The sequence below is a fragment of the Corynebacterium sp. ES2794-CONJ1 genome, assembly GCF_025660615.1.
GTDB lineage: Bacteria > Actinomycetota > Actinomycetes > Mycobacteriales > Mycobacteriaceae > Corynebacterium.
On the sequence record NZ_JAOTIM010000002.1, the window covers coordinates 1 to 23431 of the forward strand.

Below are 23431 nucleotides of genomic sequence, written 5' to 3' on the forward strand. Positions count from 1 at the left end.
GGTCAAAAACCAAGCAAGCCACACTCACCGGCCACCAAAAACACCACACCATTCACCAACACAACCCAACTGCAATCAAAAAAACAAAAAAACAATTGGCACACTATTGAGTTCTCAAACAACACACGTACGCTCACCAAGAGATATTGGAACCACTGGCTGAAGCGACTCGCTTAAACTTAATAACTTCCTCCGATTTTGTCAAATCGACAGAGTCAAAGTTATTTGCATCTACGCTAAGCTCCTTCAGTTAGGCTCTCGCGCTGACTGTGGATACTTTAGAACACGATGCACTATGGTGCAAATCTGGTCGTCTGTCACCGTAATAAATCGATTTCGTACAGGCCTTTTGCCCCTTTTGGGAAATTGAATACCACCGCATCGACGGGGACTAATTGGCCTGGTTTTTTAGAGGGACTATAGACTATTGAACCCACACATTGACCACTCCGAGGCTCCCCTTTTACCTTCTCCTTCATCGACCGTTGCAAACCTGATCCTCTCCGGCTTCGAGGTTCAACTTATTCAACACCAGGCGGCTCGTGCCGGTAAACACCCTTGTCTCCTACCTGATCTGACGCTAAGAATGAACATACAAGATCTACCTCAGTTAGTCCGGCTCTTCATTACTATCCTCACCAGCCTTATGTCGGGGTGGTTCAGGAATCACGTATGCCTCGAACTCGTGGTCTAGTGATAACAGGCCAAGCGCCCGTCTGGCCCATCTATAACAGTAACTTGAGTATTGAAAATGGAACTGAGAATATCACTGTTAATGACCTCGTCGACTGACCCAAACGCAACAATTTTTCCGCTCTTACAGGCCACCACATAGTCCGCGTAGCGGGCGGCAAAGTTTATATCATGCAGGACAACGATAATGGTCCTCCCTAAAGATTTAGCAGCCCGGTGTAAGTGGCGCATCATATCGACAGAGTGAGCAATATCCAGGTTATTCAAGGGTTCATCCAGCAGAACATACTCTGTCTCCTGCGCCAAAACCATTGCCACATAGGCCCGCTGGCGCTGGCCGCCTGATAGTTGATCCAGGTACCGATTTTGAAGATCCTTGAGGTGAAAAAACTCGATATATTTTGTGATTATCTTTTCGTCGTCAGAGTTTAGCCGACCTTGGGAGTAAGGAAAGCGCCCAAAGCCCACTAGTTGGCGCACCGTGAGTTTGGTGACAAAGTGGTTTTCTTGACGCAGGACAGAAAGGATTTTCGCCAAATCTTTCGACTTAGTGGTGTGGACGTCACAACCACCGACGGTGATCTGGCCAGCATCGCAGTCTAAGAGCCTGCCGATCATTGTCATGATCGTGGACTTTCCCGCTCCATTGGGGCCGATAAGGGCGGTTATCCCGTGCGCTGGAATTTTAGCGGTGATGGGGCCAATAGTGGTTTCCCCCGCGTAGCTTTTGACAACATCTTTTAGCTCAATCACAGCCGACCTCTTCTTAGGATTACTAATAGGAAAACGGAGCCACCCACCAACTCGATGATGATGGAAACTACCCCCTGGGCATTGAAAATATGGCGCAAAATAAAATAAGCACTGGTCAAAACTAGGAAGCTGATACCAATGGCCATAGGATAGATGAGCCGATGATCATAGGTATCTGTGGCCTGATACGCCAACGTTGCTACCAGGAAACCGAGGAAAGTCATTGGCCCCACCAATGCGGTTGTACACGCCATCAGAATTGCTACCAGAACTAGAGTGTAGATAGCGTTTGCCTTATGATTTACCCCTAAGTTTCGGGCCATATCCGGGCCTAAGGATATGACGTTCAAGCGACGCGCGTTGAAAAAGAGCATTCCCGTAGCTACAACGACCAAAGGAATGGCCACCGGGTAAAATTCCGTCTCAGCATTACTAACCGAACCGAAGAGGCGCGCGGTGAGAACATCGAATTCACTGGGAGTTAACATGCGCTGCATGAAGGCGGAGAGGGAACCAAGGCCGCCTCCGATAACCACACCAACTAAGAGCATGGCGTGCATATTGTGGGTACTCCGGGTCAATAGCCAGCTATAAAGCAGTAAACACAGTGCTACCATCACAGCCATTTGCAAGAGGAAATTAGACATAGTCCGAGCTTGGTTGAGCCCGGCTGAGCCTAAGAAGAAAATAGTCGCCGTGTGAATAGTTACGTAAAGAGATTCGAACCCCATTATTGAGGGGGTGAGAATTCGGTTATTGGTCACCGTCTGGAAGGACACCGTAGCCATAGCCTGACACACTGCAACTATGGCCATAGCAATAACGGACTCAAGACGTCGGTTAGCAATGAGCCAAAACTTCTCCGAGCCAAAGGGCATGGGGTTGTTGTAGGCCAATAGACCAAAGGCGCTCGATAAAGCCAATGCCCACACGATTATAAGGACGACTAAGTATCGCTTAGTTGGCACGGGTCGACCTCACGATCAAGATGACAAAGACAACCGCGCCCACCAGTCCGAGGATGACAGCAACGGGCATTTCGAATGGCGCAATGATTGTCCGACCCACCAGGTCACAGAGCGTGACAATGCCAATTCCCAGAAGGCACACCCAGGGCAAGTTGGAACGCAAATCGTCACCTCGGATGAGGGATACAACGTTGGGGACGATCAGCCCGATAAAAGGGAGGGCTCCTACAACTACTGTCACTACGCCGGTGGCTACCGCGATCAGGCCCGTACCGATCAGGAGTAAGCGGTTGTAATCTATCCCCACATTTGTAGCGACGTCTTGACCAAGCCCCACCACTGTGAGCCGGTCCGCGTAGTAGAAAACTCCGATGAGCACGAATAAGACAACCCACAAAACCTCATACTGGCCACTATAAACTGAGGTAAAAGATCCCATGAACCAAATGCCAAGCTGCTGCAGCATCTGCATGGTTAGGGCGAAGAAGCTAGAAACCGCAGACACCACCGCCCCCAGCATGATGCCAATAATGGGAACGATGAGGCTGGAGCGCAGCTGCACCTTGCGCAAAAAGGCAAAGAAAATCATGGTGCCTACAAAGGCAAAGAGTACCGCTACCATCATGCGGGTGAGAACGTTGGCATTGGGGAAGAAAGCGAATGTAGTCAACAACCCCAGCCCCGCCCATTCGGTGGTCCCAGTGGTGGTAGGTTCTACAAAGCGATTTTGAGTGAGAAGCTGCATGACCAGTCCCCCCATGGCCATTGCCGCTCCGGAGAGAACTAGGGCTACGGTTCGAGGCACGCGGGTGGTCATAAACATTTCTCGACCATCGTCATTGCCTAAGATGTCGTACTGCCCCGTACTAAGAGAGAGAACCAAAAGAGCTAATACGACCACTAGGCCAATAAGCAGCTTCATATCAAAAAGCTTGGGGCGGGTTATTGTATCCATTATCTTCAAATCCCGTTGGATAAAAATAAGGCCGGAACTGCCAACGTGGGCATATCCGGCCTTAGCAGCTTATAAAGGTGACTTACTTCTGTGCAGCTTCAAGAGCGTCTGCAATAGCGTTGAGAGTCTCCGTATAAGTAATGATATTTTCGTTGTAGTAGGTATCCTCAGGGGCAACTACTATATGGCCGTTCTTCACAGCTTTTACGTTGTTTAGTGCGGCATTTTCAAGGATGAGCTTCTCGCCGTGAGCAACACCCTCATCAGCACCCACCACCGCGTCACGGTCCATGACGAAGATCCAATCGGGGTTAGATTCCGCGATGGCTTCAACAGAAATGTCATCGCCCTGGTGGTCGTCGGTCGCATTTTCCACCTGAAGCGCAGGGGTTAGGCCTAACCACTCGAATACTGGCCCGAAGTAGCGGCCTTTACCGGGTGCTATATAGCCAATCTCTCCACCGGAGGTGTTAGCAGCCATAACGGTCATGGCAGGGTCATAAGCATCCTTTGCGCGCTTGAGGGCTGCTTTGAAGTCATCAACCAGCTTGGCGGCATCGTCTTCGTGTCCGAAGAGAGTCCCCAGCGCGAGGGTTTGGCGAATGAGTTCTTCATCGAAGGGTTTGCCGTCCCGAGGCTCGAAATCAAGAATCGGAACATCCCCTACTAGACCCTGCATAGCTTCCTGATGCTGCTGGAAGCGCTGGCCGTTGATGACCACATCAGGGCTTGCGACCACAAAGGCCTCTAGGTCCGGCTCCCGGTGTACCTTCAAGTCGGCTTCAACGGTGTCTTTATTAATCTTCCCTTGAAGCGGTTTAGGAATGAGCCCTAGGGGTGCGGCCACGATGGGAACGCCCCAGTTGTCAAGGATTTCAAAGGAGCGGTTGTCCGTCACTGCTACCCGCTTGAAGGGCAGGCTCAGGGTGTGCTCGCCGTTGTTGTCCTCGATGGTGAGAGTGCCCATAGCTTGTTCGTTGGCGCCCTGAGCAACTGAGGCAACTCCGGAGGTAGCGGAACCAGCACCATCTGAGGCATCGTCAGCTGATGAGCATGACGCTACCAACATTGATGCTGATACTGCCGCAGCCACAGCTGCTTTGCGGAAATGTATAGCCATAAAAAAGCTCCTAAGAATCATGCGAAAGTATGCCAAAAGGAGTTTAACTAAAGTTTGGCTTAGTTTCAAAACTTTAGGAAATCCTTACCTATCAAACAAAGGCAGTCCTATGTTAAACAGGTACTAGTTCGCTGTCTCGTACCGCCGGGATCTGCCGCAAGTACGCACGCGAGTCACCTTGCCCCCTTTTTCTATCCCCCGTATCTTTCGTCCTACCGCCTCGACCAGCAGATAAGCTGCAGGGCGCTCCAGGCACCCCTCCACCTCAAAAGCCATCATGATTGGTGCGGTTCGACGGTGGTGTCCGCATTCACTCGTTGCGTATGCCTTCCCCACCTCTTGCTAACCAACCTCTTGTATTTGGGCGGGGGGTAACGGTGTCAGCAATTTAGTTCCACACTGCCTCCCCCGCATATTGGGTAGTGGGTATATACCAAGTTTTGTGTATCGTTACCCAGTCGCCGCGCTCGCGCCATGGTTGATGTGAAAAATAGTCGGCTGTTTTAATGGAGGGACACCAAGACCATTTTAGAGCCATTTTAGGGCCATTTTTGGGACGAATCGGGACGGATTGGGACAATCCCTAAGAGACCATAACCGCAGCTAAAAAGCAAAAAACCCAGCTACTCAAGGTAACTGGGTTTTTCTCCGGTGGAGCCGCCGGGAACTGAACTCCCTCACCACTAAACACCAGGTTAAATGCACAAAATCAGAAACTCCATCCGCTGGTGTTGCGTAACTGTTGCGTAACTCGCGGTAAACACCTCACAGGAAGGCCGCCCAATGACCACCCAACCAAGGGACACAACAACCCTGCAGCGCACTACCAAGCGCCCCAACCTCAAACACAAGATACACCACATCGAACCCAACGGAACAGTGCACGCCCTATGTGGTCGCACCTGGAACCAAGGCAATGGATGCGTGATAGCTGGGCACCAAGAAAAGCTACCGTGCCCCGCCTGCATTGCTGCCCAACACCTCCTAAAGGTCACAGCATGAGCACCGTACCCCTACCAAGACCAGACCAGCCAGACCACTACACCGGAACATGGAACCGCGTGCACGTCCACACCCTTTACCCAGACACAAGTGCTGGAGTCTGGCACTTGTCACTGCCAGATGTTCAAGCAGGAAGCTACTGCACCCAGTTCAACCCTGTAGCGGCCTGTCCGCTCCCCGGGAAAACTCTCCGACTGCGCACCGGAGGGTATTTCATTGTCGAACGTAAAGGCATAACCGTAGGCCGCCTCATGCGCTACCACCAGTTAATTGAGCTGGGTTACCACGAAACCGCGCTACAACCATGCCCAGACTGCCTAACCATGGCCGGGGTTGCTGCTGAGATGATCGGGCAGTCACAATACCCCGTTAAAACACTGTTAAAGCAAATGAAGACACTACCACCCCAACCAGTGCAATAAAACGCCTCAAATCGCGAAATTGAACAGGCAAAACACACCCCGCCCCTAACGCAATCACCGGTGGCGGGGTGTTCTTGCCCCAGCGTTAGACGACACCACTGCGCCCCTGGGGATTTTTGAACCCTAAAAACCTCTTGCACACCTTCCCCACGGCTACGCAGAGCAATGTGCATTGGTGCCCACCCCCAACCCCCAAATACTGGTGCGCGGGCACTGTGAGCTAAGGCCACCTCTCTGGGTAATAGTGCTTTTTCTGTAACCCGTACAGTCTGGGGGACTCTATGCCTTCCGGGGGCTTCAACGCAGAGGGTGGGGGGCACCCCCTCCCCCACCTTCCTGGCACCACAGTGGGCGATGCTGCTGGGTGTGTGTACGGGTCTGGGGTTTTTAGAGACTCACGTCTAAATGTTTTTTACGTCTGACCGTAAAGAACACTGTTCCACCGTTCCGCCTGGTAGTGGTATGTTTTTAACGTGTTCCGGAACTGTTCCAAGTTGTGATCCTTTCTTCTTGGAACAGATGAGGAACAGATGAGGAACAGTTAAAAGATACTCTTTAACCTGGTGGAACACTGGAACATTGTTCCTTTAAGGTTAGTAGTAAAAATCTACAGGCCTTAACTTGATTCCAAGAACAAACCTTGCCCTTTTGCGCTCCTTCTTGGTGCTGTCTGGCAAATCTCGTAGACGGTCATTAATCCGTTGTCCACTAGCCGCGCGCAAATTCCTGCACATCGTGGCTTGGTTAGGCGTATTCCTATAGCCATTCTCCTGGTGCCACCTTGTCCACATTTTGTAGACCTCTGGTGTTCGGACTCTGTCGTTTTCGTTTCCCGTCACCTCCAAACAGTCTTCAATGAATTGGTGTGCTGTGGAGGCGGCATCATGCATGTGGTTAGTCATTTCCGCCATCGTGGTAGGCACTGTAAACCGGCCTGCCTCCTCCAGTCGTTTCAACCCCTCCAGTGCCCAGTTAAAGATGCCGGGCATCTCCTTGGAAAGCTTTGCCCCTAGGTGAGTGTCCTCATTGCCCTCCACGCTGCGTTGTAGTTCGAACATCATAAAGCGGGACACAATAGCCCCGGATGCGTCTACAAAGCGCGGTAGCTCATTGGAGGCGATAACGAACCGGTTGGATAGTTTCCCACTCCAGGGGCTAATACCCTTGCGGTCTACGGTTATTGAGTCTTCCCCAATGATGCCCAACAGCCTTTCTGTCATTACCTGGTTGTTTCCTGGTTTGGCTTCCCTGGCGTCTCCAATAACGACTAAGGGCTTGCCAATGAGTGACCAGGCACCAAAATCACCGCCCAATGAATTGAGCGTGGGGGCAACTGTATTGTTCTTCCCTACCAGTTGTGTAAGTACTCGCTGGATGGTGCCCTTGCCCGCCCTTCGAGGCCCTACCATTAGTAGTGCTTTGTGCATGTCGGTGCGGCCTGAAATGATATACCCGGCAAATTCCTGTAGGCATTTTTCCGCATTGGGGTCATGGGCAAAGGTCTCTGCAAGGAACTGTGACCACACCGGGGTACTGGCATTGGGGTCGTATGCGTAGGGCAGGCAATAGGTGTTGAACAGACGTGGGGTATGCGGGTGCATCTTCCCTGTGGGGATGTGGAATAGCCCATTTTCCATTGCTACGAACTCCCCCGGTTTGCCTGGTAGTTCTCCTGTATCCCCTGCCAGCATGGGCGGGGTGGCGTTATCGGGTACCACGTAATCCACCAGCGACATAAGGGCATCGATGGTGTTATTTAGCTTAGATGACGTTGGTTTCCAGTCCACAAGGGTGGCTTTACCATCGCCCTGGTGTTTTTCATATACAGCGGCGTCTAACACTCTGTATAGGTCGTTCTTGAGTTTTATATGCGGGTTACGACCAAGGACACTTCTTAGCTCCCAGTGTGTGCCTTCGTGTCGCCAAAAATCACCGCGCCAATAGGCAAGTGTAGGAAGGCCGTTTGCTGTGTACAACTCTCTATTTAAGCACTTGGCTACGCGATATGGCTCACTAGGTGATGGGACTTCAAGCGCCCCGGGTTTAGCCTCTATTTCCCTGCGTGCAATGAGTTGCATATCAGTTGGGGCGGGTCTGCTTTGTGCGTTCATATTAGGCCACCTCCTTAGCTACTGCCCTTTGTGCGCTGGTAACTGTGCGCCGCGCCTCCAGCTCTGAGAGTCCAACACCCATTGCGGCGTTGATTAGCTCATCTTCGATACTGTGCCCATCTTCTAGTGCCTTGCGAGCTGCCCAATACAGCGCCTTGTTGCGGTTACCTTCAACAGCCTTAGTAACCACATCTACAAGCCCCTTATGTGATTTATCGCCCTTGTACACGCCCCGGCGCGCCGGGCTGGTGTGGGATGGTTTTAGCGGTTTGAATACGTGGGGTCTTAGCCAGGTGGGCAGTTCTGGCAGTGCTGTTAGTGGGTGCCAGTGGTGGATGTGGTACATCCCGCCGGTGGTGGGGTGAACGCTGGGTGGCATGACCAGATAACCGGCGTGGGTTTTAAGGTCGATGCCTGATGTTGTGGCACCTAGTTGGCCGCGTAAGTCTCTGAGGTAAGGCAGGGTGAACCAAAGGTGCCAGCCACCGGAGCCGGTAGAGATGGTTAGTGTTTCCGGCACATGTCTACCGGCGCATAAGTCTTTCCAGTACTGTATGCCGCCGTTTTTAACGTCAATGTCGATAACGATTACATCAGCTGGGGGACGTGCCCCAATGTTGGCGGTTGGGTGGGCAGTCCACCAGTTAGCTACTTTCTTTGGGTCACTGGTGAAACTTTTGAACCCATTGGGCACAGCTTGCGTTAGGGGGCGTTTACCATCTAGTGGGCCTACTTCCAGCCCGGCGCGTGCCCACCGGAGTGCGCCTACTTTCGGCCATTGTGAGCGTTCCACCTGCCCGAACATGGTAGTATTAGGGTAGCTTTTTATGGCCCCCGCGTATGTCCCTACTGTGGGGGTTTTCTTGTTGCTCATTGTCTATGCACCACCCTGTTGGTGGTTGTGGTCGTGCAGTAGCCAGTGGGCCAACTTCACCAGTTGATCTCTGTCGACCATTGCGCCAACAGTCTTGGTGGTGGACCCGTGCTTAACCAACTCAATTTCTAGCACTTCATCACCTGGGAAGGCGTTGAGCGAGTAGTGCTTGACTGCGATAGTTGCGGTTATTTCGCGCTTATCTCCCCGGTTGAAAGTCAGTGCGAGGGTGTCCCGTTGTACCAGTATTGGTGCTTGGCTTGCCATTGTTTATTCACCCCCTTGAATGCTTGTAAGGCGCGCTGGGTTGTTGAGTCTTAGCCCTCCGGTGTTTGTTGTGGAATACACGGGCATGCCAGTTGTGTAGGTATCCCTGCCTGTGGGCAGTAAAGGGCGGGTGCCGTTTACTTCAACCGGGGCGGGGTGCATCTCCATTAGCCCTGCGTCTAGCAGTTGAGTTTCCACCGCGTCTTGCAGCTCCCCTAGGACGGTAGATAGGGACTCCTGGTTTTCGGTGGTGTCACCAAAGTAACTAACGTCTGTGTATATGCGCACCAGCTCACGGATGTAGATTAAGCGGTCTGCGTTCGTTGTGACCATTAGGCTGCATCCCCCCATGAGTCGGTAGGGATGAGTAGGGCATCTACATCAGCGGGTTTGAGGCGTATCATGCGCCCGTTGCGGTAGGCACGTAGCTTACCCTCAGCGATGTATTTACGCAGTGTGCGTTCTGCTATGTTCACGCGGGCTGATGCCTCTTTGAGCGTGATGAAAACCGCTGCTATAGCGGGTATTTTTTCAAACAAGTTGCGTCTCCTTTGAGATAGCTATGACAAACTATCCCCGGACGCAACTCGCAGGTCTACCGGCCTTTATCTGCATTACACAGTTGATGGTAATAACCGCTTACCACAGCACCATGCGGCCGCTAAGCGCATACTCTAGCACATTGCTGCGCGCTCACAAGCTTGACGCAAGGTCCTGGAATCTATCTCGGTAATCCCGGCGCGCCGCAATTTCACCAGCACGGGAGCCAGCTTAGAGACCCGAACCTTGAACGAGTCGTGACAGCCTAAATTAAAATCACACAGGTAGTCTCCATCCCTCAGGGGAGATGACCGCTTTAGCTTTTCCAGACCTTCGTATCCAAGCATTCCCTCTCCGTATTTTCCGACATCACGGGGATATCTAGCATCATCGGGGTGCATCCAGCATTCCCCCCAGATGTGCCCATATGGGGGGTGGGGAACGTCACTGCCGGGGACCCAGCACAGTGCTCGATTGATATACCGCCCTTCTTCATCTTGGGCTAACCAATGGCGAGGGCTAACACTTGGATCAATCCCTATGAGTTGCACACATTCTTCCCCTGATGCTGCTAACACGAAGCGCACCAGAGGGGTGTCATCTGGCTCTTTAACTAAAATTTCTACCGTCTCAATCCGTTCATCGTTCACTGCTCGCTCCTCCATTAGTATTCATTTCTCCTATCGTGGCACTAACTTTATCCATGAGTGAATCAGTGCGCCCGGCTCTGACTTTCATATACACACCCAAGATGACGGACACATCTTCTTGCCCCAACAGCTTGCCAATCTCTTTCAAGTGCGCGCCCTGTTCTGCCAGCCGGGTAATCAACCAGTTGCGCCCGTTATGGGGCTTAATCTCTGGACTAGCCCCGGCGCGTTCCACAGCACGTTTCAAGATACTTCTAAAACTGGTGTCCATGACCATGGCACCCGTGGTAGTAGTGGTCAGTAGCCGCGCTTTGCGGGTGCCCTTACCCTCCACCAATAGCGTGGGCTGGGTAGGTGCATACTTCTCCAGGTGCTCTACAAACAGTGGCACATCAGTAGCCAAGATAGGCACCTCTCTGAACCCGGCTTGCGTCTTAGGTGGTTGCACAACCATGTGAGTATTGCCGCCGTCTGCAAGACGCCCGGCATTCTGCTTGACTGCCACCACTACCCTAGGCAAGGCACCACCGGGCTGGGCTATGACCTTCACACTATCGAGTTCAACCGCTAGCGCCTCACCAATGCGCAACCCGTGGTGCAACATTAAAGATGCAAGGACGCGATAACGCGCGGGCATGTTGTCGATAATCGCGTTAATCTCCCAGTCTTGCGGCAAGTACTTTTCATTGGGCTTAATCTTCTTCCCTGCCTCTGGAATATCCACCGGGTTGGCGTCCAACAGCTCACGCCTTACAGCCTCAGCACACGCCGCCTTTAACTGCTTATAGGCTTGCTGGTTAATCGTGTGCGCATCTGGGTAGCACCGTTGCACACCATCCCACCAGCGGTACACGTCCTTCTTGGTAAGCTCTGCCAGCCTTATCCCTCTCAAAGAACACACATCCGCATCTGTGGCACCAGCATCACACGGACGGGTTATGCGCACTCGCACCACCCGTCGGTAATTCTGCATAGTCGTGGCGCGCCGGGCTGTTGCGCCCTGTTCTAGTGAGTCGTGGAACTTATCTAGCCACTGCCCAACTGTTTCAGATGCCGCCGCCTCTTTCGCCGCGCGTTGCTCTGGTGGTGTCCATGTCCCTAGTTCGATGAGCCTACGCTCTGCAGCTAACCAGCCCCGGGCGTCTGTACGAGTGGGGAATGAACGGCCGGGGGTATGTCGTTTGCCGTCTGCCCCCGTGTATTGAGCGGTAAACCGGTTGCGGGTTTTGCGCACCGTGCCCCAATCACTACGCGCGCGCCGGGTACCTGCCATGTCTGCCCTTCTTCACTGGGTAATCCATGCGGCAAGCGTTGCGTATCTGTTGCGTAACTGTTGCGTAAACAAGTCGTTTCCTTGCCACTCAATGCCGCTTATGGCAACATAGTATCATGCCTTTAACCAGCCCGGATACAACAAAACCCCCGGTAAATACTTACCAGGGATTTTGCTATCAGTGGAGCCGCCGGGAATCGAACCCGGGTCCTACGTCACCGTATCAGGGCTTCTCCGTGCGCAGTTCGCGCGAGGATCTTTTCTCTGACTCTCCGGCTGTGACGAACAATTCCGGATGATGAGCCGCAGTTACAAGTGAAAGTCCTTATTCACCCCTTGTAACCAAGGGAATAAGCAAGTCTCTCTAGTCGATGCCGGGGTCTGGAACGGAGACGATTCCAGTCCGACAGACACGCAGGTCGCTGGCTATTCTAATTAGGCAGCGAGGGCGTAGTCACGCTGAGAATTCTCGGCGCTTATCAAGTTGCTACGACGCTTACGGTGGTCTCTAGCCTGCACCGGCACGCTTCCCCTGACGTAATGAACGCAGTCGAAACCAAAATCGACCCCGTCGCCCGCTACTTGGGATTGATGCATAATAACTAGCGGGTAGGGTCAATGTTAACCGATCCGTTCCCTAAAGGCTAGCCAGCTAACCCTGAATCCCTTTGATTCGGCGGCCCAAATCGCGCACGATCTCTCGCTCTTCGGTGCGCCGCTTAATATCCTGGCGCTTGTCGTAGGCCTGCTTACCTTGGGCTAGACCCAGCTCTACTTTGAGCCGACCGTCCTTGAAGTACATGCTGAGCGGGATAAGGGTTTTCTTACCATCACGCACTTTGCCCATCAACGAGTCTATTTCACGTCGATGCATGAGCAGTTTTCGGGTGCGTCTGGGCGTGTGGTTGGTCCAATGACCCGCAGAATATTCAGGGATGTGAAGATTGCGCAGCCACACTTCTCCATCGTCAATGGTGGCAAAAGCATCAAGAAGAGAACATTTACCTTCCCGCAACGACTTCACCTCGGTACCAACGAGCACAATGCCGCACTCATAGGTATCTAGGATGGTGTAATCGTGCCGCGCCTTGCGATTGGTAGCGATAACGGGCTGGGTCTGCGACTTCTTCTTATTCTTTTTCGCCATAGTTCACCTATTCTAACGTGTTATGAGTGCTAACTGCGCACATACCAACGCAAGGTAATTTGCGCCGTAATGGCCGCAAAAAGGATACCCAAAAGGCCCACGATTGGCGTAATAGCCCAGATATCGGCGCTCGTGACTCGGGCAATGAGTTGGGCATCGTAAAGCCCTGCCAAAGTGCGATCGACCACCCACACTTTGCCCAAAATAAGCGCAAGCCCCGAAAGGACAGCACCGAAGATAACGGCCACGATCGCTTCGAGAACAAAGGGCGCTTGGGTGTACCAGCGCGATGCTCCCACCATACGCATAATCGAGATCTCCTCCCTGCGGTTGAAGGCGGCGATTTGAACCATATTTACAATAAGGAATATGGCTGCGAGAGCTTGGATGCCCGCAAAGAGGAAGGTTGCATTTCTAATCGCGTCGAGGCTATCGGTTGCTCCACGCAGATCATCGACCTGATCGATGACACCGGCAACTTGAGGAAGCTCACGAACGGGGTCCAAGGGAGTGGTGTCAAGGGGATCGACAAGGCGTATATGTAGTGCTGCGGGTAGCGCGTCGGGGCTCGTTTCCTCAACAAGGAGTGGATCCGAATCCTTAAATAGCTCCACGTAGCGCTTATAGGATTCCTCGCGGGATCGGAAAATCACCGACTCAACCCCCGAGGATTTCTCCAGTTTCTTAAGTACCTGCTGGCAGTTGGGGGAACTGCAGGTGGTATCGGTTGCGGATAATTCATCATCGAACTGCACCATAACTTCCACACGGTCGAGATAAATCTCCTTTGTGCGCTCAGTCATATTGGTTACTAGAAAGCCTGTGGCTAATAGTGCTAGCGAAATAGCAGTGGTGATTATCAGCGCCAAGGTCATCGTAATATTGCGGCCAAGACCGCGGACGGCTTCTCGTAGTACAAATTTCATTGTCGTCTCCTACTGCGCTTCCCCATAGACCCCATGGGCGTCATCGCGTACTAGTGTGCCGAGCCGCAATTCGATGACGCGCCGGCGCATATCGTTGACTGCTTTGGCATTGTGGGTGGACATAACCACTGTGGTTCCCATCCGATTGATTTGATTGAGCAGTACCATAATCCCGTCTGCCGTATCGGGGTCGAGGTTGCCGGTTGGCTCGTCGGCAAGGAGGACCAAGGGCCGGTTGACAAAGGCGCGGGCGATAGCGACCCGCTGTTGTTCTCCGCCAGATAATTCTCCGGGTAATCTGTCCGATTTTGCTGCGAGTCCCACCATTTCCAAGGTTTCAGGTACCAGTTGGCGAATTTTTGCTGGCTTGGCACCGATCACCTCGAGGGCAAATGCGACATTATCGTAGACGGTTTTTTGTTTGAGCAACCTAAAATCTTGAAAGACATAGCCGATCTTCTGGCGCAGTTTGTTGATCTGGGATCCCTTGAGCTTATTCACCTCGAGATCAGCTATTTTGATGGAGCCCGAGCTCACATTAGTTTCGCGGATCATCAATTCTAAAAAGGTTGATTTTCCGGATCCCGAGGGGCCGATCAGGAAGACGAAATCTCCCTTGTGGATATGCACCGATACCCGATCAAGCGCAGGTCTCGTGGACGTTTTATAGGATTTGGTGACGTTATCGAATGTGATCACATGCTCAGCCTACCGAAAGGCCTGTTATTTTTGTAGCCCAGTGAGGTTGATGTGACTCTTATTCGGCCGCCATTCGCCACCGAATCCCCTCCTCGAGGAATTTATCAATATCGCCGTCGAGAACTTTCGAGGGGTCGTTGACCTCAAAATTATTACGCAGGTCCTTGACCATTTGATAGGGATGCAGCACATAAGATCGCATCTGATTTCCCCAACTGGCGTTACCACCAGCGCCGAGAGCATTCATTTCATCGCGCTCTTCTTGACGTTTCAGCTCGAGTAGTTTGGCTTGAAGTACTCGCATAGCTGAGGCTTTATTTTGGATCTGGGATTTCTCATTCTGGCAGGTCACCACGATGCCAGTGGGGATGTGGGTCAGGCGCACCGCAGAATCGGTGGTATTCACGGACTGCCCACCAGGCCCTGAAGAGCGATAAACATCCACGCGTACCTCAGCGTCAGGAATGTCAATATGGTCCGTGGTCTCCACCACGGGAAGAACTTCTACCTCGGCGAAAGAAGTTTGGCGGCGGGCCTGATTATCGAAAGGGGAAATCCGCACCAAACGATGTGCTCCTTGCTCGACCGAGAGCGTTCCATACATATACTCCCCGTGGATGACGAAAGTCGCCGATTTGATACCGGCTTCTTCGGCATAGGATATATCGTATATATCCACGCGATGATCCTTCTTTTCAGCCCACCGGATATACATACGCATCAACATCTCGGCCCAGTCCGCAGCATCAACACCACCGGCTCCCGAGCGGATATTGATCAGTGCCTCGCGCTTGTCATATTCCCCCGATAGCATGGTCTTCACCTCAAGCGAAGCTATTTCTTCACCGAGCGAGTCGAGATCTGCTTGGAGCGCTCCTAGATCCTCACCCTCTTCTTCCATGAGTTCATACATCACCGGGAATTCCTCGAGGCGAGTGCGCAAAGATTCTATTTTTTTAAGCTGACTTTGCACATGCGATAGCGAGGACGTGACCCGCTGTGCCACCTCCGCGTCATCCCACAAGCTCGGGTCGGAGGCCTGCTGCTCCAGTTCGCGCACCCTAGCCGCCATCTCGTCGAGATCCATCACTTTTTCGATCGTCGTTAGGGTGGTCTCGAGCTGAGCCAGTTGAGAGACAATATCAGGGTGCATAAGCAGATAGTTTAACGCGCCTAGCAAAACAAGGCACAATGGGACTTATGACGGATCACAAGAATATGGCCGAGATGATTCCCGCCATCACCAAAACCTTTTGCTTGAGTCACGACACCGATAGCGATCCCACTCTGGCTCAAGCCTTGGTTTATAACGCCGGGCGACTCGCGTGGCGTATCCGAGAAACGGGCCTAAGCATTGGATATAAAAGCAATATCACCGATGTGGTCACCCAAGCCGATCGCGCAGCTGAAGATTTTATCGCGGGCGCTCTGAGCATTTTGCGTCCCGACGACGGTATCCTCGGCGAGGAAGGGAGCAATCGCGTATCGACGAGCGGGAAAACATGGGTGATTGATCCTGTTGATGGTACCTATAATTTCACCTCCAATAGTGATTATTTCTGCTCCGCCTTGGCCCTTAAGGAGGGCGATCGACTCCACTTCGGAGCGGTTCATCGCCCCGCTATGGGATATACCTGGATTGGCGGTAAAGATATTCCGACCAAACGCGATGGACAAGAATTATCTCCTCTTGGGCCTCACCCGCTCCCCGAGCTCAGTTTAGGAACTTATATCCACCCCACCTATCTCGCAGATGACGCGGTGCGAGATAGATGGTTGAAAGTTGCAACCGAGGTAGCCACTATACGAATCCTCGGGGCAGCCTCAATCGACCTTGCTACTGTCGCCGAGGGGGGCCTGGGGTTGTGGATGCAGCATAGCGTGCACGAATGGGATTGGTTACCTGGACTTGCCTTGATCCACGGAGTCGGTGGCACTGGAGTCACCGTCGACGCAGGTGGAGTACTATGGTCGATCGCCGGGCATAGCGAGGCAGTTGCAGCTGCTCAGGCGTTATTGAGCGATTGATAATAGCTGATAAGAAAAAGGGAGCACATAGAATATGTGCTCCCTTTTTAACCTAGGCATTAGGTAGTGTGAAGCCTCGGCCGACCCCGCCTCGGACATTGAGGTCATTGAGAACCGCGTCCATATTGGTAGTAATTGTGGGCTGGAAGAATGGACCTTGGATGGGGGTGTGGCAAGAGAGTTGGTATTGCGGAACTACTCCGCCGGAGACCAAGCCCACGACAGCACCGCCGGCGATCACCGGGGCGCCAGAGTCACCTACGGTGGCACATACCTGACTCATCGAGGTTCTACTATCAGAAACCCATACCCGTCCGCACGTGGTGCCGGTTGCCACACCTGATTTACACACCATCTCGTAGTGCCCAGGTTGCCCGCCCAGACGCTGGGCAGTAACGCCATTATAGGAACGAGTAATTTTGGCGTTTGAGCCGAGCTCAATGACTGAATAATCCAATCCCTTCGAACCATGGGCCACCACGGTCCCAGATCGTCCTACGCGCCACGAGTCGGCATTAACTACCTGGTCACCTACCTTGCCACAGTGGCCTGCGGTCAACGCCACCTGGTGGCCCTTCTCATCGACCCCACTGGCGGTAATCGTGCACATTTGACTCTCGCCAATATATACCGGAGTGGAGGGCCCGTAGAGGGAAAAGCCCTCGCGCTCTGTAAATAAGGAAGCCAAGGGTGTTGCTGGCTGGTCGAACCATGAATTATTAATGCGGTTGAGCACTGGGTGAGGTTTTAAAGCCAGGAACATTGAGAGAGGATCGGAGCGCCAATGGTAATTAGGGCCATCGACTATGGGGCGAAACTCATCCCCCGTGCGTTTTAGGGTCTCATCCCCTAGCTTAAAATCTGGTTGCGGTTGGGCTTGCGGATTCAAATTTTTGGGAATGCCCTTACCGAGAGAATCCATCGCCGCTTGAAAATCTTGAGCCGCGTATTCCGCCTGTTTAAGTTCCCTATTGAGATTGTCCACCGCGCGATCGATATCGGCAACGATAACAGGGTCAATGGGAGGGAGTTCAAGACCGTGAACCTTTAAGTCGGATTGCACCTGCCGCAGGGTCTCCGAAGCTGTGGGGATCACAGCAGCTCCAGCGGGGGCAGTGAGGCCTCCCTGGATTCCCAGGGCTAGGGCCGAGGCTAGAACGAAACGGAAAGCGCGCATAGTGACAAAGATCTCTTTTCGGGGCGGTATGGATACAGGTGAAGCTAAAGAAGTAGGGAAGCTTCGCGGCATTTTCTATCATGCCACGAAACTTCCCTAACTTTCGTATCAACTACCTCAACAGGGGTGACTAGTTGATTTCGACCAGCGGCTGTCCACCTTGGACTGAATCTCCGACTTCTACGCGCACAGCGCCGACCACGCCAGCATTCGGAGCGGTGATCTCTGTCTCCATCTTCATCGCCTCAAGGATGAGCAAAACTTGCCCTTGCTCGATCTCGTCGCCTGGTTCAACCAGAACCTTGAAAACGCTACCGGCAAGAGGGGCCACCACGGCATTAGCGGAGACACCCTGAACAGAAGCATTGGACGGCTCGTTGTGTGCCGTAGCTTGGGAGCCACCAAATACGATGGGGCTCAGGGTGCGCTTCTCTTCTTCAACTTCGACTTCAACGGCATAAGTAATGCCATTGACGGTCACATTCAATTTCATTTTTTCCTCTTCCTAGAGCCTTATTTGGGCCCTGGCATGTGCTGTTGCACGGCCTGACGCCCTTGAGCAGCCCAGGTCCGGTGACGGGAGTAGCGGACCGCTTTGATGCGTCCCTTATTACCTAAGAATGCGCTGACAGCAGCCGCGATAGCGGTGATGACGTCCTCGGGGATAGCGATATCGGAACGCTTACGCAGCTCAGCAATTTCGGCCTCGGCGACGTCGAGGCGCTTGGTTAGCTCTTGAACTAAGCTAGCCAACTCTTGACTATTCATCTCGCTCATTTTCACAATCCTTCTCAGCCGGCATTAAACCGGCATCAGGCCGTGCTTCTTGGTTGGACGATCGACACGCTTATTGGCAAGGACCTCTAAGGCGTGCGCGATCTGCATCCGTGTTTCGGCAGGATCGATGATGTCATCGACGAGGCCGCGGGAAGCTGCCATAAATGGTGTTGCAAAGGTTTCACGGTAGAGGGTGATGAGCTCCTCGCGCTTTGCATCAGGGTCATCGGCCTCAGCGATTTCCTTGCGGAAGACCACATTAACCGCACCTTCGGCTCCCATCACGGCAATTTCTGCAGTAGGCCATGCGAAGACGCAGTCAGCACCGAGATCCTTCGAGCACATGGCAAGGTGAGCTCCACCATAGGACTTGCGAAGCTCAACGGTAATCTTCGGCACCGAAGCTGATGAATAGGCGTAGAGCATTTTAGCGCCGTGGCGAATAATGCCACCATGCTCCTGGGCGACACCAGGCATGAAGCCTGGAACGTCAACCAATGTCAACAGCGGAATATTAAAAGCGTTGCAGAAGCGGATAAACTGCGCGCCCTTATCGGAGGAATTGATATCGAGGACACCGGACATCACATTCGGCTGGTTGGCAACAATTCCGACGGTACGCCCAACGATGCGCGCAAAACCTACGACGATAGACTGGGCAAAGCCGGCCTGTACCTCAAGGAAGTCAGCATGGTCAACAATGCGGGTGATCACGTCGCGGATATCGTAGCTGCGCTTTCCGTCAACTGGTACGATATCGCGAAGCTCTGGATCTGGTTCCACGATCACGTCTGGGTCCACTACAGGTGGTTCCTCGGTGTTATTTTGCGGCAAGAAGCTCAGTAGCTTCTGTGCGATGAGAATTGCTTGCTCATCGTTGTCAGCGACAAAGTGGATATTTCCAGCCTTTGCCATATGCGCATCGGCGCCACCCAGCTGATCAGCGGTCACGTCTTCGCCGGTTACGGACTTGATAACTCCTGGGCCAGTAATGAACATATTGGCCTGGCGCGTCTGAATGATGAAGTCCGTAAGTGCTGGTGAATAAGCTGCACCACCAGCACACGGGCCTGCAATAATGGAGATCTGCGGCACGAGTCCGGACAGCAGGACGTTGTTGTAGAAGACCTTTCCGTAACCTGAGAGAGAATCGATGCCTTCTTGAACACGCGCTCCGCCGGAATCGTTGATGAATACGAATGGTGTGCCGGTTGTAGCCGATGCCTGCATCATTGCAGCCACCTTATTCGACTGGGTTTCGCCGGCCGAACCACCCATAACAGTAAAGTCCTGGGAAGCGATATGCAACGGACGTCCCAGCACTGCGGCGGAACCAGTGACCACACCATCGGCGGGTGCCACTGCCTTATCCATTCCGAAGTGAGTTGTACGGTGCTTTGAGAACATTCCGGTTTCACGGAAGGTGCCGTTATCTACCAGGGCATCGATACGCTCACGGGCAGTCATCTTGCCCTTTGCGCGCTGTTTGTCTTGTTTATCGGCGCCGCCACCTAAGGTGATGCGCTCCCGCTCAGCGGCGAGCTCTTCGAGGCGCTGGGCCATTGTTTTTAATTCAGCCATGTCTTTTTCTCCCTTTTATTCGGCTGGCTCAACGCGAACGGTCTCTGTGCGACCGCCCATGGTGACTCGGTAGGTGATTGGTTCCAGAACAGGCTCGTTCTCGCGCTTCTTCAACTTACTTGGATCCTTGCCCACATTCTTTGGACCTTCTGGTCGAGATTTGAAGAATCCTGGTGCAACACCTGGGAAGAGGGCATTGGTGAGAACGTCCTCATCGGTGCCGTCGAAGCCTTCGAGCGTTTCGGCCTGGCTGCGCAGTTCATCCCACTCTGGCTCGAGTAGATCAGCTGGCCGGCAGGTAATAGCTTCTTTTTTGGTTTGCTTTTCCGCTTGAGCGATGAGTTCGGGATTGCGCTCCCCAATGCACTCACCGTAGTAGCCAAGCATGAGGTCTGCGAACTCAGCGGTCATGACCTTATACCGACCCATGAGTACGTTGAAGACCGCCTGGGTACCCACGATCTGAGAGGATGGGGTCACCAGTGGTGGGAAGCCAGCATCCTCGCGCACGCGAGGTACTTCGGCCATCACTTCGTCGATGCGATCGCCGGCACCCTGGGCATTGAGCTGAGATTCCATATTGGACAGCATGCCGCCTGGGATTTGAGAGAGGAAGATATTGGTATCGACGAGAGTCTTTGACTCGAATTCCTTATACTTCGGACGAATCTTCTTGAAGTGGTCGCGGATATTGATTAGACGATCCATGTCGAGGTCAGTCTCGAAATCGGATCCTTCGAGCATTTCAACGAGGGATTCGGTGGGGTTGTGGCCAGGGCCCAGGGAGAGAGAGGAGATGGCGGTGTCAACAACATCTGCTCCAGCCTCAATGGCCTTCATCAAAGTTACAAGGGTCACGCCGGTAGTCGAGTGGCAGTGCACGTTGATCTGAGTATCATCGCCGTACCTATCCTTGATGCCGCGAATGATTTCATAGGCTGGTTGCGGCTTGAGTAGCGCAGCCATATCCTTGAGCGCGATTGAATCGGCACCCATATCCAGCAGTCGACCGGCTTGCTCGATATAGCCCTCGACGGTGTGCAGCGGGGATACGGTATAGCAAATCGTACCCTGAGCATGCCCACCGACCTTTTTCACGGCCTTCATGGCGCGCTCGAGGTTGCGAGGATCATTGAGGGCGTCGAAAACGCGGAAAACATCCATGCCGTTTTCCTTGGACTTTTCGACGAATTTATCGACCACCATATCTTCGTAGTGACGATAGCCGAGGAGGTTCTGGCCACGCAGTAGCATCTGCAGGCGAGAATTGGGCATGAGCTCGCGGAAGGTGCGCAGTCGCTTCCACGGATCCTCATTGAGGAAGCGGATGCAGGCGTCGAATGTTGCACCACCCCAACATTCAACTGACCAGAATCCTGCCTGATCAATATCGGCGCAGGCATCGACCATGTCTTCGAGGGCCATGCGCGTTGCGAATAAACTCTGATGCGCGTCGCGGAGTGCTACTTCAGTCACTCCAATTTTTCTTGGACTCATACTTAAAGAATCTAGGGTATATGCAGGTTTTTTGCAGTCGAGTTGGGCAGAAATAACGGTGAGTTCATGCCCACTTTTGTCCGTTTGAGTGTGCTGAATCTTCTTATTGGAGATAACTTTTTCTTATATAGGCACGTCTAGGCAGGTATTCTCACCTTTTGGTAACGGGTTTCAAATAAGCAAAACGGGTATATTTGTGGCTAATCTCGCAGTGAATTATGTCCTAGCACACAGTTACTGAACAGCGTTTAGGTGCACTTTTGTACCACATCACGCCAATTCTCTTGAGGCCTATCATCAAAGCGACAACAGTCAACCTAAAATAGAGCACTATGAAACTCTCGACATATCCACTCGCAGCGCTTGGCGCCTCCCTTAGCCTCGTCCTTTCAGGGTGCGCCTCTACCACTCCCCCTGAACCATCAACCGACCCCTCGTCCATCGCCTCTAGTACCATGGACACCGCAGATCCAGACGGACCGCACGCAGCCCCAGACCGGCCACGGGCTCCGCTCAAAGTGCAACAGTCTTCCACCACTAACGCCACGATCTCCGACGTTGATCTCGGCAATACCACCGTCGGAAGTTACAGTGCACCTATTCGAGGCGTGCTAGTGACCCCGACGTCCACCTCCGAGCCCGCTCCTTTGGTTATTATCAGCCACCTCCGGGCTCCTAACTGCGGCGAATCCACGTTTGCGTTTCCCTGCCCTCAAGGCGAGGATGAACATAGATTTGACCGCGGCATGACCTACCTTGGTGAGGCCTATGCTTCACAGGGCTACGCCACCCTCATTCCTGATCTCGGAGCCATCTTCTCCGGCTACGATGTCACCGAACCTTATGACCAAAACACAATGTGGGAAGGAAGCGTGGGCGCGCTACTCGCTGCAGTTAGGGAAGATAATTCTGGAAAGACCCAAACATTCGGTATAGATCTCACCGACAAAATCGATATGTCTACGGTAGGTTTTTTTGCTCACTCAAGGTCCGGAAGCCTCGTAGATTCAGCTGCCACCGTGGTGGGTGGAAGATCTCTGAAATCGGTTTTCGCCTATGCCCCCGCATACGATACCTATGATCTCGAAGCCCTTAACCCAGCTCCCCGCGATATCCCCTACCTCGCACTGAGCGGCGATATGGACCAAGATGTGGGAAAGTCAGCAAACCTTTGGCTCGGTCACTACCTCGATACTCCCCGCACCTCCCCTGCGCTAGCAGCTCACGCCCCGGGACTTGGCCATATGCTCATTAACCGCACCGCAGCTGCCGCTGAGATGGATGATCGCACTGCCTGTGACCTCACAAATTGTGCAGATGCCCCCACCCACGAAGAAATCCTCAGCACCATGAGTATCGACTTCTTCGATGCCACCTTGCGCGGTAAACCCACGAGCCTGCCTCTTAGCGCTTCAGCCCCGTTACCAGAAACTGTTGCGGACACTCCCATCACGTGGCTTGCTCTAAGCCCCGAGCCCGCAGCTTTTATCAACCACACGGAATTTAGTGGCGATAGTACCCCCTGTCATATCGGGGATCCGATGAATCCTATCAAGCCGGACGATCTGTGCCCCATGGCTGATAAAGGAGTGGTAGATATCCTCACTGGAGTTAGCCGCCTGACGAAAGCTAGCACTCAAACTAAAGTAAGCGGTGCTCGAAGCCTCGCTATCACGCTTGCCCCAACAGGTTCGTATACCGAACCCACCACGGTGAATCTCAACCTGCACCTCGCTGATGGATCACTCCACGCTATCGCCCTTGATCCTGAGGATCCAGCGTTGCGCAATCGAGAATCTGCCAATGACAATGGCCGCTATTCACTCGCAACCATCCGAGTGCCCCTCGATGAGAACGTTACCCAATCCACCATCGAACAAATTGATATCCTTGCCGAGGAAAATCCCGTGTACTTACGCGGCATCGCCCTCTCATTGGGAAAGATGGGGTAGATAACGGGGGGGGGAATAA

Annotated in this window: 24 protein-coding genes and 1 other RNA gene; 4 read left to right on the forward strand and 21 right to left on the reverse strand. The window is 53.0% G+C overall.

Going from position 1 to position 23431, the window contains the following annotated elements; all coding sequences use genetic code 11:
• Window positions 1-690 precede the first annotated feature (690 nt).
• The 4 genes from N7326_RS02370 to N7326_RS02385 all read right to left on the reverse strand — a co-directional run bounded on the left by N7326_RS02370 (window position 691) and on the right by N7326_RS02385 (window position 4489).
• Window positions 691-1446 carry an iron ABC transporter ATP-binding protein gene (locus tag N7326_RS02370; protein ID WP_259077112.1) on the reverse strand — a complete coding sequence of 252 codons (756 nt, stop codon included), beginning with the start codon at window positions 1444-1446 and terminating at the stop codon, window positions 691-693.
• Entirely contained in the window at window positions 1443-2414 is a 972-nt protein-coding gene (locus N7326_RS02375; RefSeq protein ID WP_259077113.1) for an iron chelate uptake ABC transporter family permease subunit, read from the reverse strand. Before N7326_RS02375 ends, N7326_RS02370 begins: the two co-directional genes overlap by 4 nt.
• Complete coding sequence (locus N7326_RS02380) at window positions 2404-3369, reverse strand: ABC transporter permease (RefSeq protein WP_259077114.1); 966 nt, start codon at window positions 3367-3369, stop codon at window positions 2404-2406. The genes N7326_RS02375 and N7326_RS02380 overlap by 11 nt, the downstream gene beginning before the upstream one ends.
• An 82-nt stretch (window positions 3370-3451) precedes the next feature.
• Window positions 3452-4489 (reverse strand): siderophore ABC transporter substrate-binding protein, encoded by a 1038-nt coding sequence (locus N7326_RS02385; protein ID WP_263088098.1) that lies wholly within the window; start codon window positions 4487-4489, stop codon window positions 3452-3454.
• A 783-nt stretch (window positions 4490-5272) separates the two neighbouring features.
• Here N7326_RS02385 and N7326_RS02390 point away from each other — a divergent pair.
• Together N7326_RS02390 and N7326_RS02395 are read left to right on the forward strand one after the other, a co-directional pair.
• A complete protein-coding gene (locus N7326_RS02390) occupies window positions 5273-5491 on the forward strand; it encodes a hypothetical protein (RefSeq protein WP_259077116.1) in 219 nt (72 codons plus the stop codon).
• Entirely contained in the window at window positions 5488-5913 is a 426-nt protein-coding gene (locus N7326_RS02395) for a hypothetical protein (RefSeq protein WP_259289288.1), read from the forward strand. Before N7326_RS02390 ends, N7326_RS02395 begins: the two co-directional genes overlap by 4 nt.
• A gap of 593 nt (window positions 5914-6506) precedes the next feature.
• Here the strand turns inward: N7326_RS02395 and N7326_RS02400 are convergent.
• The 12 genes from N7326_RS02400 to prfB form a co-directional block, all read right to left on the reverse strand.
• Window positions 6507-8024 carry a DNA primase family protein gene (locus N7326_RS02400; protein WP_263088099.1) on the reverse strand — a complete coding sequence of 506 codons (1518 nt, stop codon included), beginning with the start codon at window positions 8022-8024 and terminating at the stop codon, window positions 6507-6509.
• Between the two features lies 1 nt (window position 8025).
• Window positions 8026-8898, reverse strand: coding sequence for a bifunctional DNA primase/polymerase (locus tag N7326_RS02405; protein ID WP_263088100.1), 873 nt, complete (start codon window positions 8896-8898; stop codon window positions 8026-8028).
• Window positions 8899-8901: 3 nt separating this feature from the next.
• Window positions 8902-9165, reverse strand: a complete 264-nt coding sequence (locus N7326_RS02410) for a hypothetical protein (protein ID WP_259289290.1) — start codon at window positions 9163-9165, stop codon at window positions 8902-8904.
• A 3-nt stretch (window positions 9166-9168) separates the two neighbouring features.
• On the reverse strand, window positions 9169-9498 hold the full coding sequence (locus N7326_RS02415) for a hypothetical protein (RefSeq protein WP_259289291.1): 330 nt from the start codon (window positions 9496-9498) through the stop codon (window positions 9169-9171).
• Window positions 9498-9704 (reverse strand): excisionase family DNA-binding protein, encoded by a 207-nt coding sequence (locus N7326_RS02420; RefSeq protein WP_259289292.1) that lies wholly within the window; start codon window positions 9702-9704, stop codon window positions 9498-9500. The genes N7326_RS02415 and N7326_RS02420 overlap by 1 nt, the downstream gene beginning before the upstream one ends.
• Window positions 9705-9839: 135 nt before the next feature.
• Entirely contained in the window at window positions 9840-10355 is a 516-nt protein-coding gene (locus N7326_RS02425) for a hypothetical protein (RefSeq protein WP_259289293.1), read from the reverse strand.
• Entirely contained in the window at window positions 10345-11628 is a 1284-nt protein-coding gene (locus tag N7326_RS02430) for a tyrosine-type recombinase/integrase (RefSeq protein ID WP_263088101.1), read from the reverse strand. The genes N7326_RS02425 and N7326_RS02430 overlap by 11 nt, the downstream gene beginning before the upstream one ends.
• Window positions 11629-11807: 179 nt before the next feature.
• Window positions 11808-12198: a transfer-messenger RNA gene (gene ssrA / locus N7326_RS02435) on the reverse strand.
• Window positions 12199-12280: 82 nt separating this feature from the next.
• Window positions 12281-12775: an SsrA-binding protein SmpB gene (gene smpB, locus N7326_RS02440; protein ID WP_259158163.1), complete on the reverse strand. Its 495-nt coding sequence runs from the start codon at window positions 12773-12775 to the stop codon at window positions 12281-12283.
• A 29-nt stretch (window positions 12776-12804) separates the two neighbouring features.
• Complete coding sequence (gene ftsX / locus N7326_RS02445; protein ID WP_259077124.1) at window positions 12805-13701, reverse strand: permease-like cell division protein FtsX; 897 nt, start codon at window positions 13699-13701, stop codon at window positions 12805-12807.
• Window positions 13702-13710: 9 nt separating this feature from the next.
• Window positions 13711-14400 (reverse strand): cell division ATP-binding protein FtsE, encoded by a 690-nt coding sequence (gene ftsE, locus N7326_RS02450; RefSeq protein WP_259077125.1) that lies wholly within the window; start codon window positions 14398-14400, stop codon window positions 13711-13713.
• 58 nt (window positions 14401-14458) lie between these two features.
• Complete coding sequence (prfB, locus tag N7326_RS02455) at window positions 14459-15553, reverse strand: peptide chain release factor 2 (RefSeq protein WP_259077126.1); 1095 nt, start codon at window positions 15551-15553, stop codon at window positions 14459-14461.
• 47 nt (window positions 15554-15600) lie between these two features.
• Between prfB and N7326_RS02460 the strand changes: the two genes are divergently transcribed.
• On the forward strand, window positions 15601-16428 hold the full coding sequence (locus tag N7326_RS02460; protein ID WP_259158161.1) for an inositol monophosphatase family protein: 828 nt from the start codon (window positions 15601-15603) through the stop codon (window positions 16426-16428).
• A 52-nt stretch (window positions 16429-16480) separates the two neighbouring features.
• Here N7326_RS02460 and N7326_RS02465 read toward each other — a convergent pair whose 3' ends face one another.
• From N7326_RS02465 to N7326_RS02485, 5 genes are all read right to left on the reverse strand, one after another.
• Window positions 16481-17605, reverse strand: a complete 1125-nt coding sequence (locus N7326_RS02465; protein WP_263088102.1) for a S1 family peptidase — start codon at window positions 17603-17605, stop codon at window positions 16481-16483.
• A 130-nt stretch (window positions 17606-17735) separates the two neighbouring features.
• Window positions 17736-18098, reverse strand: a complete 363-nt coding sequence (locus tag N7326_RS02470) for a biotin/lipoyl-containing protein (RefSeq protein ID WP_259077129.1) — start codon at window positions 18096-18098, stop codon at window positions 17736-17738.
• Between the two features lie 20 nt (window positions 18099-18118).
• Window positions 18119-18382: a hypothetical protein gene (locus N7326_RS02475; protein ID WP_259077130.1), complete on the reverse strand. Its 264-nt coding sequence runs from the start codon at window positions 18380-18382 to the stop codon at window positions 18119-18121.
• A 24-nt stretch (window positions 18383-18406) separates the two neighbouring features.
• Window positions 18407-19963 (reverse strand): acyl-CoA carboxylase subunit beta, encoded by a 1557-nt coding sequence (locus N7326_RS02480; RefSeq protein WP_259077131.1) that lies wholly within the window; start codon window positions 19961-19963, stop codon window positions 18407-18409.
• A 15-nt stretch (window positions 19964-19978) separates the two neighbouring features.
• Window positions 19979-21460 (reverse strand): methylmalonyl-CoA carboxytransferase subunit 5S, encoded by a 1482-nt coding sequence (locus N7326_RS02485; RefSeq protein ID WP_259077132.1) that lies wholly within the window; start codon window positions 21458-21460, stop codon window positions 19979-19981.
• A 332-nt stretch (window positions 21461-21792) separates the two neighbouring features.
• Between N7326_RS02485 and N7326_RS02490 the strand changes: the two genes are divergently transcribed.
• The gene (locus tag N7326_RS02490) at window positions 21793-23412 is read left to right on the forward strand and encodes a hypothetical protein (protein ID WP_259158160.1); all 1620 of its coding nucleotides are present in this window, start codon (window positions 21793-21795) and stop codon (window positions 23410-23412) included.
• Window positions 23413-23431: the final 19 nt, after the last annotated feature.